17 protein-coding genes are annotated in these 14,684 nt (G+C 65.3%); 8 read left to right on the top strand and 9 right to left on the bottom strand.

The genetic code is table 11. The features are described 5' to 3' along the window. The first annotated feature begins 147 nt into the window (after nucleotides 1-147). From GDH07_RS09235 to GDH07_RS09225, 3 genes are all read left to right on the top strand, one after another. Nucleotides 148-408: a DUF6429 family protein gene (locus tag GDH07_RS09235; RefSeq protein ID WP_124346521.1), complete on the top strand. Its 261-nt coding sequence runs from the start codon at nucleotides 148-150 to the stop codon at nucleotides 406-408. Between the two features lie 381 nt (nucleotides 409-789). Next, nucleotides 790-972: a type II toxin-antitoxin system HicA family toxin gene (locus tag GDH07_RS09230; protein ID WP_124346520.1), complete on the top strand. Its 183-nt coding sequence runs from the start codon at nucleotides 790-792 to the stop codon at nucleotides 970-972. 35 nt (nucleotides 973-1,007) lie between these two features. Further along, complete coding sequence (locus GDH07_RS09225; protein WP_152897191.1) at nucleotides 1,008-1,409, top strand: type II toxin-antitoxin system HicB family antitoxin; 402 nt, start codon at nucleotides 1,008-1,010, stop codon at nucleotides 1,407-1,409. 154 nt (nucleotides 1,410-1,563) lie between these two features. Here the strand turns inward: GDH07_RS09225 and pdxR are convergent, their stop codons facing one another. Beyond that, nucleotides 1,564-2,967: a MocR-like pyridoxine biosynthesis transcription factor PdxR gene (gene pdxR / locus GDH07_RS09220; RefSeq protein ID WP_152897190.1), complete on the bottom strand. Its 1,404-nt coding sequence runs from the start codon at nucleotides 2,965-2,967 to the stop codon at nucleotides 1,564-1,566. An 87-nt stretch (nucleotides 2,968-3,054) separates the two neighbouring features. Between pdxR and GDH07_RS09215 the strand changes: the two genes are divergently transcribed. The 3 genes from GDH07_RS09215 to GDH07_RS09205 are packed head-to-tail and all read left to right on the top strand — an operon-like array spanning nucleotide 3,055 to nucleotide 4,577. Beyond that, entirely contained in the window at nucleotides 3,055-3,501 is a 447-nt protein-coding gene (locus GDH07_RS09215; protein WP_152897189.1) for a GNAT family N-acetyltransferase, read from the top strand. Continuing rightward, nucleotides 3,498-4,118 (top strand): FMN-dependent NADH-azoreductase, encoded by a 621-nt coding sequence (locus GDH07_RS09210; RefSeq protein ID WP_152897188.1) that lies wholly within the window; start codon nucleotides 3,498-3,500, stop codon nucleotides 4,116-4,118. Before GDH07_RS09215 ends, GDH07_RS09210 begins: the two co-directional genes overlap by 4 nt. Nucleotides 4,119-4,145: 27 nt before the next feature. Beyond that, nucleotides 4,146-4,577, top strand: a complete 432-nt coding sequence (locus GDH07_RS09205) for a carboxymuconolactone decarboxylase family protein (protein WP_053136012.1) — start codon at nucleotides 4,146-4,148, stop codon at nucleotides 4,575-4,577. A gap of 602 nt (nucleotides 4,578-5,179) precedes the next feature. Here GDH07_RS09205 and GDH07_RS09200 read toward each other — a convergent pair. Together GDH07_RS09200 and GDH07_RS09195 are read right to left on the bottom strand one after the other, a co-directional pair. Continuing rightward, nucleotides 5,180-5,734 carry a hypothetical protein gene (locus GDH07_RS09200; RefSeq protein ID WP_152897187.1) on the bottom strand — a complete coding sequence of 185 codons (555 nt, stop codon included), beginning with the start codon at nucleotides 5,732-5,734 and terminating at the stop codon, nucleotides 5,180-5,182. A gap of 187 nt (nucleotides 5,735-5,921) precedes the next feature. Continuing rightward, nucleotides 5,922-6,578: an O-methyltransferase gene (locus GDH07_RS09195; protein ID WP_022643901.1), complete on the bottom strand. Its 657-nt coding sequence runs from the start codon at nucleotides 6,576-6,578 to the stop codon at nucleotides 5,922-5,924. 102 nt (nucleotides 6,579-6,680) lie between these two features. Between GDH07_RS09195 and GDH07_RS09190 the strand changes: the two genes are divergently transcribed. Continuing rightward, the gene (locus GDH07_RS09190) at nucleotides 6,681-7,346 is read left to right on the top strand and encodes a TetR/AcrR family transcriptional regulator (RefSeq protein WP_152897186.1); all 666 of its coding nucleotides are present in this window, start codon (nucleotides 6,681-6,683) and stop codon (nucleotides 7,344-7,346) included. Nucleotides 7,347-7,548: 202 nt separating this feature from the next. Further along, entirely contained in the window at nucleotides 7,549-7,977 is a 429-nt protein-coding gene (locus GDH07_RS09185) for a type II toxin-antitoxin system HicB family antitoxin (protein ID WP_053136021.1), read from the top strand. Nucleotides 7,978-8,165: 188 nt separating this feature from the next. Here GDH07_RS09185 and GDH07_RS09180 read toward each other — a convergent pair whose 3' ends face one another. The 6 genes from GDH07_RS09180 to GDH07_RS09155 form a co-directional block, all read right to left on the bottom strand. After that, on the bottom strand, nucleotides 8,166-8,891 hold the full coding sequence (locus tag GDH07_RS09180) for a hypothetical protein (protein ID WP_371857934.1): 726 nt from the start codon (nucleotides 8,889-8,891) through the stop codon (nucleotides 8,166-8,168). Nucleotides 8,892-9,042: 151 nt separating this feature from the next. After that, complete coding sequence (locus tag GDH07_RS09175; RefSeq protein ID WP_225926582.1) at nucleotides 9,043-10,107, bottom strand: 2,3-butanediol dehydrogenase; 1,065 nt, start codon at nucleotides 10,105-10,107, stop codon at nucleotides 9,043-9,045. An 88-nt stretch (nucleotides 10,108-10,195) separates the two neighbouring features. Beyond that, nucleotides 10,196-11,308: an acetoin dehydrogenase dihydrolipoyllysine-residue acetyltransferase subunit gene (locus GDH07_RS09170; RefSeq protein WP_152897185.1), complete on the bottom strand. Its 1,113-nt coding sequence runs from the start codon at nucleotides 11,306-11,308 to the stop codon at nucleotides 10,196-10,198. Then, on the bottom strand, nucleotides 11,305-12,321 hold the full coding sequence (locus GDH07_RS09165) for an alpha-ketoacid dehydrogenase subunit beta (RefSeq protein WP_022643587.1): 1,017 nt from the start codon (nucleotides 12,319-12,321) through the stop codon (nucleotides 11,305-11,307). The genes GDH07_RS09170 and GDH07_RS09165 overlap by 4 nt, the downstream gene beginning before the upstream one ends. 118 nt (nucleotides 12,322-12,439) lie before the next feature. After that, the gene (locus tag GDH07_RS09160; RefSeq protein ID WP_022643586.1) at nucleotides 12,440-13,417 is read right to left on the bottom strand and encodes a thiamine pyrophosphate-dependent dehydrogenase E1 component subunit alpha; all 978 of its coding nucleotides are present in this window, start codon (nucleotides 13,415-13,417) and stop codon (nucleotides 12,440-12,442) included. A gap of 2 nt (nucleotides 13,418-13,419) precedes the next feature. Continuing rightward, the gene (locus GDH07_RS09155; protein WP_022643585.1) at nucleotides 13,420-14,496 is read right to left on the bottom strand and encodes an ATP-NAD kinase family protein; all 1,077 of its coding nucleotides are present in this window, start codon (nucleotides 14,494-14,496) and stop codon (nucleotides 13,420-13,422) included. Between the last annotated feature and the right edge of the window lie 188 nt (nucleotides 14,497-14,684).

The raw sequence follows: 14,684 nt of genomic DNA, 5'->3' as shown, positions 1-14,684 counted from the left end.
GTATGGGCCAGGTGAGGTTTGGCGAGGACTGCGTCCTCGTACGCAGCCTCGCTGCGCTCGACAGCGGCTACAGGTTTCGACGGTCAGCTATCTTAAGAATGGCGGAGATTTTCCGAGCGTTTGAAGAACAAAAGCGGAGTAACGACCATGGAATACGACGAGAGGCTGATCGAAGACGCAGTGCTTGCCCTGTTGGCAGCCTACAGCCGCGACCAAGGTAATACGTGGAAAGGGTTCGACTTCCAGATCATGAATCGACTGCATGAGCAGGGTTTCATCAGTGATCCAGTCAACAGAAACAAATCCATCTGGTTGACGGCGCAAGGACTGGAGCGAGGTCGACAGCTAGCCGACCGGTTGTTCGGGTCAAGGGCACATGCGGAGCAGGTGCCCGACTCGAATACCTGACGTCTTCGCACTTCATAAAACAGCTGAGTTTGTGGATCGCTGACGCCCCCCTCAAACATCCCCTCCAATCCACCGTGGCCGTTCCCACTCCCCGCCCCGGTAATTCCCCTTCGCAGCAACATCCGCGAGAACCTTGGCCGTTCGCATCAGCGTCCACAACACCTTCGCAGCCGCCGATCCGGTGCCCGCGACAGGATGCGATGACGGCGCCATTTTCTACCTCGACACCCAAGCCTCCCTGAACGGCCTGCCCCACCGTCCAAGGCCAAAAACCACCCCCGAACGACACGCCCCGATACATAACTCCAGACACACAATTCAACCTGCGTTACTATGCGCCTGGAGTTATAAAGCACCTCTCACCCCGACAAGGAGATGGAGGTGCAAAGCAGACAGCTAATCAAGGAGCTTGAAGCCGCAGGATGGATACTGGACCGGATAACCGGAAGCCACCATCTGTTCAAGCATCCTTACAGACCCAACACCGTTCCGGTGCCTCACCCGAAGAAGGACCTGCCACGGGGAACGGTCAGGGCCATCCGAAAACTGGCCGGACTGATTTAGCGCCTGCCCCCTTCACACCTATTGAGGAGATCCCCATGCAATATCCCATCTGCATCGAATGGGGCGACGAACACACCGCCACCGGCATCCAGATTCCCGACATCCCCGGCGCAGTCACCGCCGGCGACACCTTCGAGAGCGCCTACAGCGCCGCCATCGAGATTGTCCACGTCATGCTCGAAGAACTGGCCCGCGCCGGGCAAGCCATTCCCCTGCCCTCGCCCACCCACAAGCACCGCACCAACCCCGATTTCGCGGGCATGGGCTGGGGCATGCTGGACATCGACATCACGCCGTACCTGGGCAAGACCGAGAAGGTCAACGTCACCCTGCCCGGTTATGTGATTCAGCAGATCGACCGCTTTGTCCGCGAGCACAACATCAAGAGCCGGTCGTCCTTCCTGGCCGATGCCGCGCTGGAAAAGCTCGGGCGCTGAGAGCAGCTACAGGGGATAGGCCAAGCGGTGTGAGGACGGTTGTGTTTGCTGCGCAACCCAGCGGGAGCAAGCTCCCTCGCCACAGGGGTGGTGGCCTGCCAGATGGCTGGGGCTGCCATAGCAGAGACGCCAGCCTCAGCGGCCATACCCCTTCTCACCTGATGACCTGAGCCAACCGCCTCGCCACGCCCACCGCCTGCTCCGCACTGCCCACATTGGTAAACCCCATCACCAACCCCTGCCTAACCCCCTCCCCCAGGTACCACTGCGACAGCGGCTCCACAGCGATGCCCTGCGTCCAGGCCCGCTGGGCAATCTGCACATCGTCCCCCTCCGCCAAGCCGGCCACCACATGCATGCCCCCCGCCTGCGGGTCTATCTGCAACCGCCCCGCCAACTGCTGGCGCAACGCCTCAACCAGCCATTGCCGCCGACGCGCATACAGGCCACGCATCTTCTTCAGGTGCCGGGCAAAGTGCCCCTCGTTGAGAAAGGCCGCCACCGTCGCCTGCAGCAACTGCGGGCAGTGATTGTGCAAGCGATCCGCCTGCCGGGCGAACGCCTGGGCCTGTTCGGCGGGCACCACCAGGTAGGCCAGGCGCAACCCTGGAAACAACACTTTGCTGAAGGTGCCGGTGTAGAGCACGCGGCCCTGCTGGTCGAGGCTCTTGAGGGCCGGCAAGGGCTTGCCCTGGTAGCGGTATTCGCTGTCGTAGTCGTCCTCGATGATCCAGCTGCCCTGGCGGTTGGCCCAGTCCAGCAGGGCCAGGCGCCGCGGCAGAGACAGCGAGACCCCCAGCGGGCTCTGGTGGGTCGGGGTGACCACGGCAAAATCGGCCTCTGGCGCGCGGGCGATGCCTTGGGCGACGTCCAGGCCCTGATCGTCCACGGGCACCGGCACCAGCTGGGCGCCGGCCGCCAGCAGTGCGCTCCGGGCCATGAAGTAACCGGGCTCTTCCAGCCAGCAGGTGGCTCCTTTGCGCATCAGCGTGTGGCTGATCAGGTCGAGGCAGGCGCGGTAGCCGGCGCAGACGAAAATCTGCTCCGGCTGGCAGCTGATGCCCCGGGAAATCCCCAGGTAGGACGCAATGGCCGCCCGCAACGGCGCATAGCCTCGCGAGTCCGGATAGATGAAGCCTTCGGTGCCCGCCTGGCGCAGTTGCCGGCCCGCGAGGCGGGTCCAGAGCTTGCGCGGAAAGGCATCCAGCGCCGGCAGGCCCATTTGCAGCGCCAGCGGCGGCGTGCCGGCGTGGGTGGCCTGGTAGGCCGTGGCAGCCACCGGGGCATGCGGCATGGGCGCGGCAACCGGCGCCAGCTGCGGCGTGACAATGGTCCCGGCGGCCCCGCGCGCCGTCAGGTAGCCCTCGCCCATCAGCAGTTGGTAGGCCGCCTCCACGGTGCCACGCGCCAGGTTCAGTTCCGCCGCCAGGGCGCGCACCGCTGGCACGCGGTCTCCCGGACGCAGGCGGCCATCGGCGATGGACTCGCGAAACCGTTGATAAAGCTGACGATAGATCGGCGCCGTCTGGCTGCGATCCAGTTCGAATGCAAGCATCATGGCCTAGTCATTTATGCACTTTTTGGCTCTACAGCTTAAGCCATCGTCCTTCTAAGGTGGGTCATCTCTTTTCAGTGGATGACGAACATGCCCTACACCCTTCAACACCTCGACAGCGAAGAAGCCTTTGCCGCCAGTTTCGACTTGATGCGCGTCCTGCGCCCACACCTCACCACCCCCGCGGCCTATACCGCGCAACTGGCTCGGCAGGCCGCGCAGGGCTACCGCTTGCTCGCCGCGTGGGACGCTGAGCGCATCGTCGGCCTGGCGGGTTACCGCGAAATGGAAAACCTGCTCTACGGGCACTTCATCTACGTCGATGACCTGGTGGTGTGCCCACAGCTTCAGCGCAGCGGCGTGGGCGCCCGGCTGTTGAGCGCCGTGCGGGATGAAGCCGTGCAACGTCAATGCGAGCACTTTGTGCTGGATACCGGCCTGCACATGCCCCTGGCCCAGCGCTTCTATTTTCGCCAGGGGTTGCTGGCCCGTGGCATGCACTTCACCCAGCGCCTGCGCGGTGAGGAGCCGGCATGAACAACCTGCTGTTGATCAACGCCAGCCCCCACGGCCAGGGTTCCCACGGGCACCAGCTGGCCCTGGAACTGGCGAGCGCCCTGCGCCAACGCTATCCGTACCTCGAACTGCTCGAACGCGACCTGGCGGCGCAACCGCTGCCACCGCTGGGCCTGGACTACGCCCACGCCCTGACCACCGCCACGCCCTTCGACGCGCCGCTGTTCGAGGTGTCCGAACGGTTGATTCGTGAGTTGGAGCGCAGCGATGCCCTGGTCATTGCCACTCCGATGCACAACTTCACCCTGCCGGCCGCGCTCAAGCTCTGGGTCGATTATGTTCTGCGCATTCACCGTACCTTCAGCGCCCTCCCGGAGGGCAAGGTCGGCCTGCTCAAGGACCGCCCAGTGCATGTGCTGGTGAGCTCCGGCGGCGTTCACCAGGGCGAACGGGCACGCCAACCGGACTTCCTGACGCCTTACCTGCGCCACGTACTCAACACCCTCGGCCTGTTCGACCTGCAGTTCACCTACCTCCAGGGCTTGGTGTTCGGGGACGCCGCCGTGCGACAGACCATCGAAGAAGCCCGCACTGCACTGTTCTCCAACCCCCTGTTCACCCCCCTTGTGGGTGCTTGATCACTTTTTCCCTACCGGAGTTTCAGCATGAGCCAACTCAGACTGCCCTTTGCCACCCTGTCGCCTGCCGCCTATCAAGGCCTGCTCGCCACCAACACCGCGCTCGCCGCCAGCCCGCTCGGCTTGCCCTTGCTGGAACTGGTGTACTTGCGCGTATCGCAGATCAACGGCTGCTCGTTCTGCCTGGGCAAGCATTCGCAGACCCTGCGCGAGAGTGGAGTGACACAAGACAAATTGGACTGCCTCGCCGGCTGGCGCGTCAGCGAACTGTTCAACGACCGCGAACGCGCCGCCCTGGCCTGGGCCGAAACCCTCACCTACGTCCACGACAAAGGCGCGCCGGACGAACTGTACGAACCACTGAAAGCACACCTGAGCAACGTCGAGATTTCCGACCTGACGCTGGCCGTGTCTCTGATGAATGCCTTCAACCGGCTGGCGGTGGGCATGAAGCTCTAAGGGCGAGGTCGCCCGTGGGCCAGATCACGAGGGTTGGGCTGAACAACACGACAGACATCTTGTCGCCCTAGGGACTCCAGCCGAGCCATGCACAACCTTCGGCCGTGACGACAACAGCTTCACCTGGCTTTGGCTTTTGATCTTGATCCACCCGCCCCTTTAGACACGATGGCCGAACGCAGGTATTGAGCCGTGGGTAACCCGGCAGGACGCCGGGTTAGCCGCCCCCGGCCATGGATGGCCGGTGGCGGCGGCCCACGGATCAATGCCGGAGTAAGGGCATGCCGAGCCTGGGCGAGGCACCGAGTGGGGGGGCAGAGAGCCTTTGGTTACTTTGGGTTGGCCGGCATTCCGGGCTTTCCAAAGTGACCCGCTGTAAGAGCGGAACCCTAGGCGGCCGTGACCGCAGCAATAGATATGTACACCGAACCGCGTGGAGTCAGGCAAAAAGCGTCGCCAGGTTTAGCGAGGACTACGCCCCCGTGCGCAGCCTCGCTACGCTCAACAGCGGCTACAGGTTATCGGCGTGTCCCGCATAAGAACGGCCCCCCGAGTAGCCGCAACCGCCGCCAGCTCAACGACCAGGCACAGCCCTCCCGTCACTAGCCCAGAACAACCCCACTAGCCCCACCATCGGCCAATGCAAAAAGAAGATCCTCCACTGCCGGCGCCGGAGCAGACCCCAGGTCGATCTTCAACCGGAAGCCTTCGGCCGTCGGCTCAGGATCGGAGATAAAATGCACCACCCCTTGCAGCGCGTCTTCGGTCGGCGGGTTTTCATCTTCCACATCGAACCATTCGAGAAACCAGGGGCCCATGACCTGCACAAGCGCCTCCTGGCCCAGGCCACGGACCTCCAGCGCCAGCCAGTCCCAACCAAAGGGCGAGATGCGCACCGCCATCTGCTCGATCGCAAAACCCACGGGCTCGAAGGCCAATCCGGACTCGGCATCGACCTGGACAGGCTCCCCGGCCGCAGCGCCCTCCTGCGCGATCATGTCGACCCGGCACGGCATGGCCATGACCCCTTCGGTGGCCAGTGAGCCGTCGCTGTTGCGGTAGGCGGGCTCGACGTAGGCGGCCCCTTGTGCAATCTGGCGGGCCAGCGTTTCAACATAGGGCTTGCGAATGGCGACAAGCAGTTCGGAGACGGTCATGAATCGGGGCTTCCCTGGCGGACTCGTCGCTGGGCAACCTGCGACGAGAGGATGATGGATGATGCAAAAAGCGGCGCAATTGTGCAGTGGGCGAGCGCCTGGCGTCCATGAAGACCGATGATTGTTGGCGCTGGCCGCATACCTGGCAGGGGCCACCGCCCACCGGTGGCCCCTGGAACGCGGTGCATCAACCCAGGCGCATGCTCAGCTCGATATCATCGGCGAACGGCACCGACAGGTAGCCGTTTTGCGGCGCCCGGACGTGCGCCAGGTACTCGGGGCAGTAGTCGGTGTTGTCCGCCACCACCAGCGCGCCAGGTTTCAGGTGCGGTTCCACCAGCCCCAGGACCTCGCCATACAACGCCTTGGCGCCATCGAGCAGGAGCAGGTCGATGCTCTCCGGAAGGTCGCCGGCCAAGGTCACCAGCGCGTCGCCCTGACGAATCTGCACCAGGTCGCCGACGCCAGCCTCGAGCATGTGCTCGCGGGCCATGGCGACCTTCGAGGCTTCGAACTCGCTGCCGATCAGCACGCCGCCGCCGTTGTCGCGCAGGGCGGCCGCCAGGTGCAGGGTGGACAGGCCGAACGAGGTGCCGAATTCGACGATGCTCCTGGCCTTGGCATTGCGTGCCAGCAGGTACAAGAGCTTGCCGGTATCCCGCGAGACCGGCAGCCACAGGTCCTTGAGCAATCCGTAGAACTCGAGGTAGTCGGTCTTGCTGTGCATCAGCCGTTCGCGTTCTTCCCGGGGCAGGTTGTCGAGGGCCGGGCTGGTGGCGGCATCGGCCAGGGTGTAGAGGCGTTCGATCAAGCCCGCCAGGGGCTCGCAGGTGAGGGTCGTCATGCTGGTCTTCCATCGGATGGGTCTAAGATGTTGGGTCACGACCATGATGGGAGCGATTCGGCCCATCCGCTATTCGCATTCCCAGGCACATCCGAGCTGTCCATGAGCAAGCGCCAGAGCCCTCGTATTTCCTCACGCAAACAGCCACAGCAGTCGCGCTCCACCGAGCTGGTAGCAGCGATTCTGCAGGCCGCCATTCAGGTTTTGACCCAACAGGGCGCCAAGCGCTTCACCACCGCGCGGGTCGCGGAAAAGGCCGGGGTGAGCATCGGTTCGCTGTACCAGTACTTTCCCAACAAGGCGGCGATCCTGTTCCGCCTGCAAAGCGATGAGTGGCTGCAAACCCGGCAGATGTTGAGCCGGATCCTCGACGACCAGGCACAAGCACCCCTGGCGCGCCTGCGCAGCCTGGTGCATGCCTTCATCCGCTCGGAGTGCGAGGAGGCGCCGCTGCGCAGTGCCTTGAACGAGGCCGCGCCGCTGTATCGCGATGCCCCCGAGGCTGGCGCAGCCCGTGCGGCGGGACGACAGATCTTCACCGGTTTCATGCACCAGCTGCTGCCCGATGCCAGCGAAGCGACCCGCGCCGCGGCCTGCGAGCTGATCCTTTCCACGCTCAGCTCGGTGGGCAAGGATTTCTCCAGCAAGTCCCACACGAAGAACGCCATGACCGAGCGCGCCGACGGCCTGGCGGACATGTTCAGCGCCTACGTCGTGGCGCTCGCCCAACCCGGGCCGGCGACCGCGCGCAATCTCCTGGACAGCTGAGGTTTTCGGGCTGCTGCTTACCTGCCACTGCCGCTGAAGCCTTGACCTAGAGCCCTGGACACAATCGTTCAAACATTGCCCCGACAGGGTTCGTTGTGCCGGCCTCGGCATCATTTTTATAGTGCGATCTGGCGGGGTCAGCCTGCCCTTGCAATTGCTTCTTTAAGGAATGAAGTACGGCCCTACAGAAGGATGAGCAGCCATGTACGCATACCCTGTGATCATGAACCTGGAAAACGGCCACCCACGGATCAGCTGTGTCGACGTACCCGGCATGGCCTGCGTCGGCGATACGCCGGAGCAAGCCATGGCCGATGCGGTGATCGCCCTGGAGATGGCGCTGTCGTTGTATGTCATGCAGCGGATGGCGATTCCGCTGCCCTCGCCCTGCCCTGCGGGGCAACAGCTGGTGCGCTTGCCGGCGCTGAGCGTGGCCAAGGTGGCGCTATGGAATGCCATGCTCAGGCAGCGGGTGAGCAAGGCGGAACTGGCCAGGCGCCTGGGGGTGAACCGACCCCAGGTGGACCGGCTGGTGAACCTGCTGCACCGCTCGAAGATCGAGAAGGTGGAACAGGCACTAAGGGTGTTGGGATGGCGGATCGAGGTCACGGTAGTGCGGCCTGCGGTGTAGCCACTGTCGAACATGCGAGGCTGCGCACGGCCCGGCACGGGCCGCCAGGCCTGCCTGCGTGCAATAACTGACATACCGCGCCAGCCGATTTTGCGGCCGCTACGCGCCCGTACGCAGCCGCGCTGCGCTTGACAGCGGCTACCACCGCCAATCAGCCCGCATGGGCCGCCGGGGCGATATCCACGGCGCTACTGCACCGGCAGGAAGTTCATCAGCAACAGGCTCTGCGCATAGTTGAGCCCCACCCGCCGATAGCGCTCGTCGAGGATCTGCGTCAGCAGGTCCAGGCGCGCGACGATCTTGCCGAACTCCACGGCGAAACTCAGGTTGCTGCCCTCCTCCGAGATCTCATTGGAGAACAGCAGCAATACCCCGCTGGCATCCTGGCGCTGGCCCAGCATCCAGGTGGCTTTTTCGATATTGCGCGCGGCATTGCTGATGAATTGCGGGTCCAGGGTGTCGGTCATGTAGAACTCGGTGCGCCCGCCATGGGCGGTCACCAGCATGCTGCCGATGGCGTAGATGAAGGCGCCGACCCGGTCGCCCTGGAACTCCGGGCTCAGGGAGTAGCTCAAGGCTGCCAGGTCCCGGCGATCGCCCAGGGCCGGCAGCGGCTGGCGCTGTTCGATGGCATTGCGAATTTCCCGCTGCGCCGTGGTGCCATCGGGGTACCCGGACTTGCGCCACTGGCTGGGGTTGCGCAGGTAGAGCTTGCCCATCAGCAGGTACAGGCTCTGCAGGTTGTCGCGCATGCCGATGGTGGCCATGCGATCGACGCTGGTCTGGAAGAACTCGTCGGCCTTGCCATTGCGAAACTGGTTGGCGATATCACGCCCTTGCTGCTGGGTGCAGCCAGTGGCGCCCAACATCAGCAGGCCTGCCAATAGCAAGGTGGGAAACGGGGTTTGCATCATGCAAGAAGAGGGAGCGTAGGCCATCGGCACCGGGTCAAAATTCACGGGCTGCAGCGGGGATCGGCGCAGCCAGGCCTGCTCATAGAACGCAAAACTGTAAAAAAGTGCGATGGCCGTGGCCGGCCATCGCCAAATCGCCCGCTGTCGGGCGCTAGAGCCGACTGGGTGAAACGATGATCTTGACGTTGTGCTCCTTGTTGTTGACCAGCTCCTCGAAGCCCTGGCCGACGATGTCCTCCAGCTGGATGCGCCCGGTCACCAGCGGCGTGATATCCAGGCGGCCGTCGGCGATGAAGGCGATCACATCGGCGAACTCACCGTTGTAGGCCAGGGCTCCCAGCACCTGCTTCTCGGTGGCCACCAGTTCGAAGAAGTTGAACTCGCTGGGCTCCTCGAAAATGCCCACCAGCACGCACTTGCCGGCCTTGCGCACCAGGTCGATGGCCAGCTTGGCGGTGTGCTTGTTGCCGATGCACTCGAAGCTGACATCGGCCCCCAGGCCACCGGTCAGGCGCTTGACCTCGGCCAGGGCATCGCACTCCTTGGGATCGAGCACCAGGCTGGCGCCCACCTCCAGGGCCTTGGCCTTGCGCGCCCCGGACATTTCCAGGGCAATCACCTGGGCCGCGCCGGCGGCCTTGGCGCACATGATGGTGCACAGGCCGATGGTGCCGGCGCCGACCACCACCACGTTCTGCCCCAGCAGGCTGCCGGCCTTCTTCACCGCGTGCATACCCACCGCCAGCGGCTCGATCAACGCCCCGGCCTCGGCGGGAAAGTTGGCCGGCAAGGCGTACAACAGGTTGGCCGGCACGTTCACCAGTTCGGCGAAGGCGCCGTTGTTCATCAGCCCGGTGAAGGCCAGGTTCTCGCAGATGTTGTACAGCCCGTGGGTGCAGTAATAACAGGTACCGCAGTGCTGGCAGGCGTCCGCCGCCACGGGCTGGCCAACACTGAAGCCCTGGACCCCGGCGCCGAGGGCGACGATCTCGCCACAGAACTCGTGGCCGAGGATGCACTGGCCCTTGATCCCGGTCAGCGGGTGCGGTGCCTGCACCGGAATGAAAACCGGACCTGCCACATATTCATGCAGGTCGGAACCGCAAATGCCGCACCAGTCGACGCGGATCTGCACCCAGCCGGCAGGCGGCGCCTCGGGCAGGGGCACGTCTTCGACACGGATATCGTGGCGGCCGTGCCAGACCGCGGCGCGCATGCTGGCAACAGGCTTGAGGGAAACGCTCATCGTGGCTTCTCCTGATTGTCGTAGAGCTGCGACGGCCCCCTGGCCGGCGCAGCGAACCTCAGTGCTGCTGGATGAAGTCGAGGATCAGGCGGTTGACCTGTTCCGCGCTTTCCATCTGCACCATGTGCCCCTGCCCCGGCAGCACCTCGACCTGCGCCTTGAGATCGGCGCTGTGGCTCACCGGGATGATCCGGTCGTCGCTGCCCCAGATCACCAGCACCGGCTGCTCGCCGCCCTGCACCACCGAACGCAGGTCGGCCTGCTGGCGACCGTCGGTAAACAGCGTGCCGGCCAGCTGCCCGAGGGCCTGCTGCACCCCTTCCAGGCGCTTGTACTTGAGCATGTCGTCGAGCATCTGCCGGTTCACCAGCTCGGGGTTGGAGAACAGCTGCACCAACTGCGGTTTGAGCGCATTGCGATTGCCCGCCTCGACGAAGCCTTGCAGGTAATCGCCATTGATCTCATGGCCCAGGCCGGCACTGCCGATCAACGTCAGGGAGCGCACTCGGTGCGGCGCCAGGCGTGCGGTGTCGAGGCACACCGCTCCGCCCATGGAATGCCCCACCAGGTGCGCCTGGGCGATGTCCAGGTGATCCAGCAGCGCCAGCAACACTTCGCTCAGCTCGCCCAGGTCACCCCGCTGCAAGGCCTTGGCCGACTCACCGTGGCCCGGCAGGTCCAGGGCGATCACCCGGCGCCCGGCGGCCAGGGCTTCATGGTTGAACAGCCAGTTGTTGAGGTCGCCGCCGAAACCGTGCACCAGCACCAGCGGCGTGCCGCCTTCCCCGCGCTCGAAATAGCGCAGCAGGCGGCCATCGAGCTCGATCTTCTGCGGCGCCGGGCCGCTGTCTTCGGCGGCGCTGTCACCCGGCACGAAGCTGGCCTGGAAACGCTCGATCACCGCGTCGATCTCGGCGGCGCTGGCCTCGCCCTCCACCACGATGCCCAGCAGCGCGCCCACCGCCAGGGTCTGGTCCTGGCGCGCCACCTGGCGACGCAGGATGCCGGAGAACGGCGCCTCGACACTGCTGGAGATCTTGTCGGTCTCCACGTCCAGCACTTCATCGCCCTTGCTGATGCTCTGGCCTTCCTCCTTGAGCCAGGCATCGACCCGGCCCTCGGTCATCGACAGGCCCCACTTGGGCATGGTCAGGGTATGGATCTGGCTCATCGGCGGCTCCACTCGATCAGGTTCAGCACGGCCTGCTCGATCTTCGCCGCGTCGGGGATGTACAGGTCTTCCAGGGCGTCGGAGAACGGCACCGGGGTGTGGGGCGCGGTGACCATCTCGATCGGCGCCTTGAGGGCGGCGAAGGCTTTTTGCGCCACCAGGGCGGAGATGTCGGTGGCCATGGAGCAACGCGGGTTGGCTTCGTCGATCACCACCAGGCGCCCGGTCTTCTCCACGCTTTCCAGGATGCTGTCCTCGTCCAGCGGGCTGGTGGTGCGCAGGTCGATGACCTCGCAATCGATGCCACGCCCGGCCAGGTTGCGGGCCGCGTCCAGCGCGGTGTTCACCGTGCGCCCGTAGGACACCAGGGTCACGTCCTTGCCGTCGCGCAGGAAGTTGGCCTCGCCGAAGGGAATCGCATAGGACTCCTCCGGCACCTCGCCTTGCAGGCTGTAGAGCAGCTTGTGCTCGCAGAAGATCACCGGGTCGTTGTCGCGGATGGCCTGGATCAGCAAGCCCTTGGCGTCGTAGGGCGACGAGGGGCAGACCACCTTCAACCCGGGGATATGGGTCCATAGCGAGGTGAGCATCTGCGAATGCTGGGCCGCGGCGCGCAGGCCGGCGCCGACCATGGTACGGATCACCAGCGGGGTCTGGGCCTTGCCGCCGAACATGTAGCGAAACTTGGCCGCCTGGTTGAGGATCTGGTCCAGGCAGCAGCCGGCGAAGTCGACGAACATCAACTCGCACACCGGGCGCACGCCCCGGGTGGCCGCGCCCACGGCGGCGCCGACGTAACCGATTTCCGACAACGGGGTATCCAGCACCCGCCCGGGGAACTGGTGGTAGAGGCCCTTGGTGACGCCCAGCACGCCGCCCCAGGCATCGTTGTCGCCGGGGGCGCCGGCGCCGCCGGCCACGTCTTCGCCCATGATGAACACGCTGGGGTCGCGGCGCATTTCCTGGGCCAGGGCTTCGTTGATGGCCTGCTGGTAACTGATTTTTCTCGCCATGATGATGGTCTCTTGTTGTTCTTGGAGATGGCTTTAGAACCTGTTCACGATCTAGCGAGCGACGCTCAGCCATTTTTAACGCCGCATGAGCTAAGCGCAGCAGATCGTGAGCAGGTTCTTAGGGATAGGCGACGTACACGTCGCTGAGCAGATCGGCCGGGCTCGGCTTGGGATCGCTCTTGGCCTTGCGCACCGCGTCTTCGATCAGCGCTTGCACCTGGGCATCGATGCCGTCCAGCTGGCTGGCCTGTACCAGGCCCGAGCGAGTGGTGCGCTGGCGAAACTGCATCAGGCAGTCGTTGTGCTCGCGGTAATGCTTGACCTCGTCCGGGGCGCGGTAGGTCTGGGCATCGCCCTCGAAGTGGCCGTAGTAGCGGGTCAGCTTGACCTCGATCAGCGACGGTCCCTCCCCGGCCCGGGCCCGTTCCACGGCGGCGCCGGCGGCTTCATGCACGGCGAAGAAGTCGAAGCCGTCCACCGTCACCCCGGGCATGCCGAAACCTGCGGCGCGGTCGGCGATATGGTCGCAAGCCACCGACCAGTTCGAAGCCGTGGCCTCGGCATAGCCGTTGTTCTCGGCGATGAACAGGCACGGCAGGTTCCATACCGAGGCCATGTTCATGGCCTCGAACACCGCGCCCTCGTTGGAGCCGCCGTCGCCGAAGAACACCACCGACACGCCGTCGCTGCCTTGCAGCCGGGCCGCCAGGGCCGCGCCCACCACCAGCGGCGCCCCGGCACCGACGATGCCGTTGGCACCGAGCATGCCCTTCTCGAAATCGGCGATGTGCATGGAGCCGCCCTTGCCCTGGCAGACCCCGGTCTTCTTGCCGTAGATCTCGGCCATCATCCCGTAGACGTCCACGCCCTTGGCGATGCAATGACCGTGGCCGCGGTGGTTGGAGGCGATGCAATCGTCATCGCGCAGGTGGGCCATGACCCCGGCGGCCGAGGCTTCCTCGCCGGCGTAGAGGTGGACGAAACCGGGGATCTCGCCCGTGGCGAACTCCACATGCAGGCGCTCTTCGAAAGCGCGGATGGTGCGCATCACCCGGTAGGCGTGCAGCAGCTGGTCAGCGTTCAGGGGTGTCGACATTTTTATTCTCCAGGGGTGTCTTCAGGCTGAAGGTTCATGGGGTGTTGCCGGTGACTGCGGTCGATGGCCAGCAGGCGCTGGCGCGCTGCGTGTTCCAGGACCGCGTTGACGTCGATGCTCAGCGGGCCGCCGGCATCCAGGGTGACCGTGGGCCGGTCACCGGGGTTGAACTCGATCTCGCGCTCGCCATCCAGGGCCAGGGTGCCGGCGCCCAGGCACAGGGGCTGGGGCTGGCCGGGTTGCAGGTAGCCGGCCTCCAGTACCCCGCAGCCTTGCAACAGCCCTGGGGCCAGGGGCACCAGCAGCGCCTCGGGCGAACCTGGTGCCAGGCGCATCCAGGCGCCGTGGGGCTGTTGCCGGGTCACCGGCAGCCACAACCCGCAGAGCGCGGAAATGCCGATGGACTGCGGCTCGGCGAAGGTCACGAAAACCTCGGCCAGGTCGCTGGCGCGGCTGATGGCCCGGGCCCCGATGAAGGCCAGGGGCGACACCGCCACGTCCACCAGGGCCACTTCGCACAGGCCGCGGGCCGGCTCGCGCACCAGCAGCCGCTTGTTGCGTCGCAGGGCGATCTCGCCACTCACCCGGCCACTGGCGTAGAGCCCGCCGGCCAGGCCGGCGCTGGTGGCTTCGCGCAGTTCCGGAAAGGCGTTGTTGGTGCCGGTGGACAGGGTCAGCAGCGGGATATCGCCGACCTCAGCCGCCACCGCCTTGTGGGTGCCGTCGCCACCGAGCACGGCGATCAGCGCCACCTCGCGCTCGGCCATCCACCGTGCAGCCTGGCGGGTGTCCTCGACGCTCTGGCGCAGGGTCAGGTCGAGGAACTCCAGCTCCGGCCAGTGCTGCTCGCGGGCCTGGCGGCTGCGGCTGTTCTTCTGCACCGCGGCGGCCATGCCGGTCATGTCGGTGGGCATCAGCACCCGCTCGATACCCGTGGCGCCGAAGGCCGCCAGCAGGCGCTGGATCACCCAGACCTTGTCGGTACTGGAAAACAGCCCGGCATTGGCGGTCAGGCGGCGCACATCGCGGCCCGAGGCCGGGTTGGCGATGATGCCGACACTCAACGGGCGGCGGCTCATAAGGTCACCACAGGCAGTTCACGGCCAGGACAGTGCATGGCATACCTCGTTCTTGTTCTTGGATGGGCCCGCCGCCGCGGGAAACCTGCGGCGGGTTGCCAAGAGCCAGAGCAAGGCCGGTGCCAGTTGTCGAAAACCTTGCGCAAAAGCCCGCCGCAGAGCGCCTGGCACGCAGGCCTCGGCGCCTT

It is taken from the genome of Pseudomonas piscis (assembly GCF_009380155.1).
GTDB classification, from domain to species: domain Bacteria; phylum Pseudomonadota; class Gammaproteobacteria; order Pseudomonadales; family Pseudomonadaceae; genus Aquipseudomonas; species Aquipseudomonas piscis.
Note: the sequence above shows the minus strand (reverse complement) of the source record. Positions and strands in the feature narration are given on the sequence as shown.

Excerpts from the sequence above, each read along its gene's own strand:
- GDH07_RS09235 (WP_124346521.1), top strand. The coding sequence starts at position 148 with ATGGAATACGACGAGAGGCTGATCGAAGACGCAGTGCTTGCCCTGTTG.
- GDH07_RS09225 (WP_152897191.1), top strand. The coding sequence starts at position 1,008 with ATGCAATATCCCATCTGCATCGAATGGGGCGACGAACACACCGCCACC.
- pdxR (WP_152897190.1), bottom strand. The coding sequence starts at position 2,967 with ATGATGCTTGCATTCGAACTGGATCGCAGCCAGACGGCGCCGATCTAT.
- GDH07_RS09215 (WP_152897189.1), top strand. The coding sequence starts at position 3,055 with ATGCCCTACACCCTTCAACACCTCGACAGCGAAGAAGCCTTTGCCGCC.
- GDH07_RS09210 (WP_152897188.1), top strand. The coding sequence starts at position 3,498 with ATGAACAACCTGCTGTTGATCAACGCCAGCCCCCACGGCCAGGGTTCC.
- GDH07_RS09205 (WP_053136012.1), top strand. The coding sequence starts at position 4,146 with ATGAGCCAACTCAGACTGCCCTTTGCCACCCTGTCGCCTGCCGCCTAT.
- GDH07_RS09200 (WP_152897187.1), bottom strand. The coding sequence starts at position 5,734 with ATGACCGTCTCCGAACTGCTTGTCGCCATTCGCAAGCCCTATGTTGAA.
- GDH07_RS09195 (WP_022643901.1), bottom strand. The coding sequence starts at position 6,578 with ATGACGACCCTCACCTGCGAGCCCCTGGCGGGCTTGATCGAACGCCTC.
- GDH07_RS09190 (WP_152897186.1), top strand. The coding sequence starts at position 6,681 with ATGAGCAAGCGCCAGAGCCCTCGTATTTCCTCACGCAAACAGCCACAG.
- GDH07_RS09185 (WP_053136021.1), top strand. The coding sequence starts at position 7,549 with ATGTACGCATACCCTGTGATCATGAACCTGGAAAACGGCCACCCACGG.
- GDH07_RS09180 (WP_371857934.1), bottom strand. The coding sequence starts at position 8,891 with ATGATGCAAACCCCGTTTCCCACCTTGCTATTGGCAGGCCTGCTGATG.
- GDH07_RS09175 (WP_225926582.1), bottom strand. The coding sequence starts at position 10,107 with ATGCGCGCCGCGGTCTGGCACGGCCGCCACGATATCCGTGTCGAAGAC.
- GDH07_RS09170 (WP_152897185.1), bottom strand. The coding sequence starts at position 11,308 with ATGAGCCAGATCCATACCCTGACCATGCCCAAGTGGGGCCTGTCGATG.
- GDH07_RS09165 (WP_022643587.1), bottom strand. The coding sequence starts at position 12,321 with ATGGCGAGAAAAATCAGTTACCAGCAGGCCATCAACGAAGCCCTGGCC.
- GDH07_RS09160 (WP_022643586.1), bottom strand. The coding sequence starts at position 13,417 with ATGTCGACACCCCTGAACGCTGACCAGCTGCTGCACGCCTACCGGGTG.
- GDH07_RS09155 (WP_022643585.1), bottom strand. The coding sequence starts at position 14,496 with ATGAGCCGCCGCCCGTTGAGTGTCGGCATCATCGCCAACCCGGCCTCG.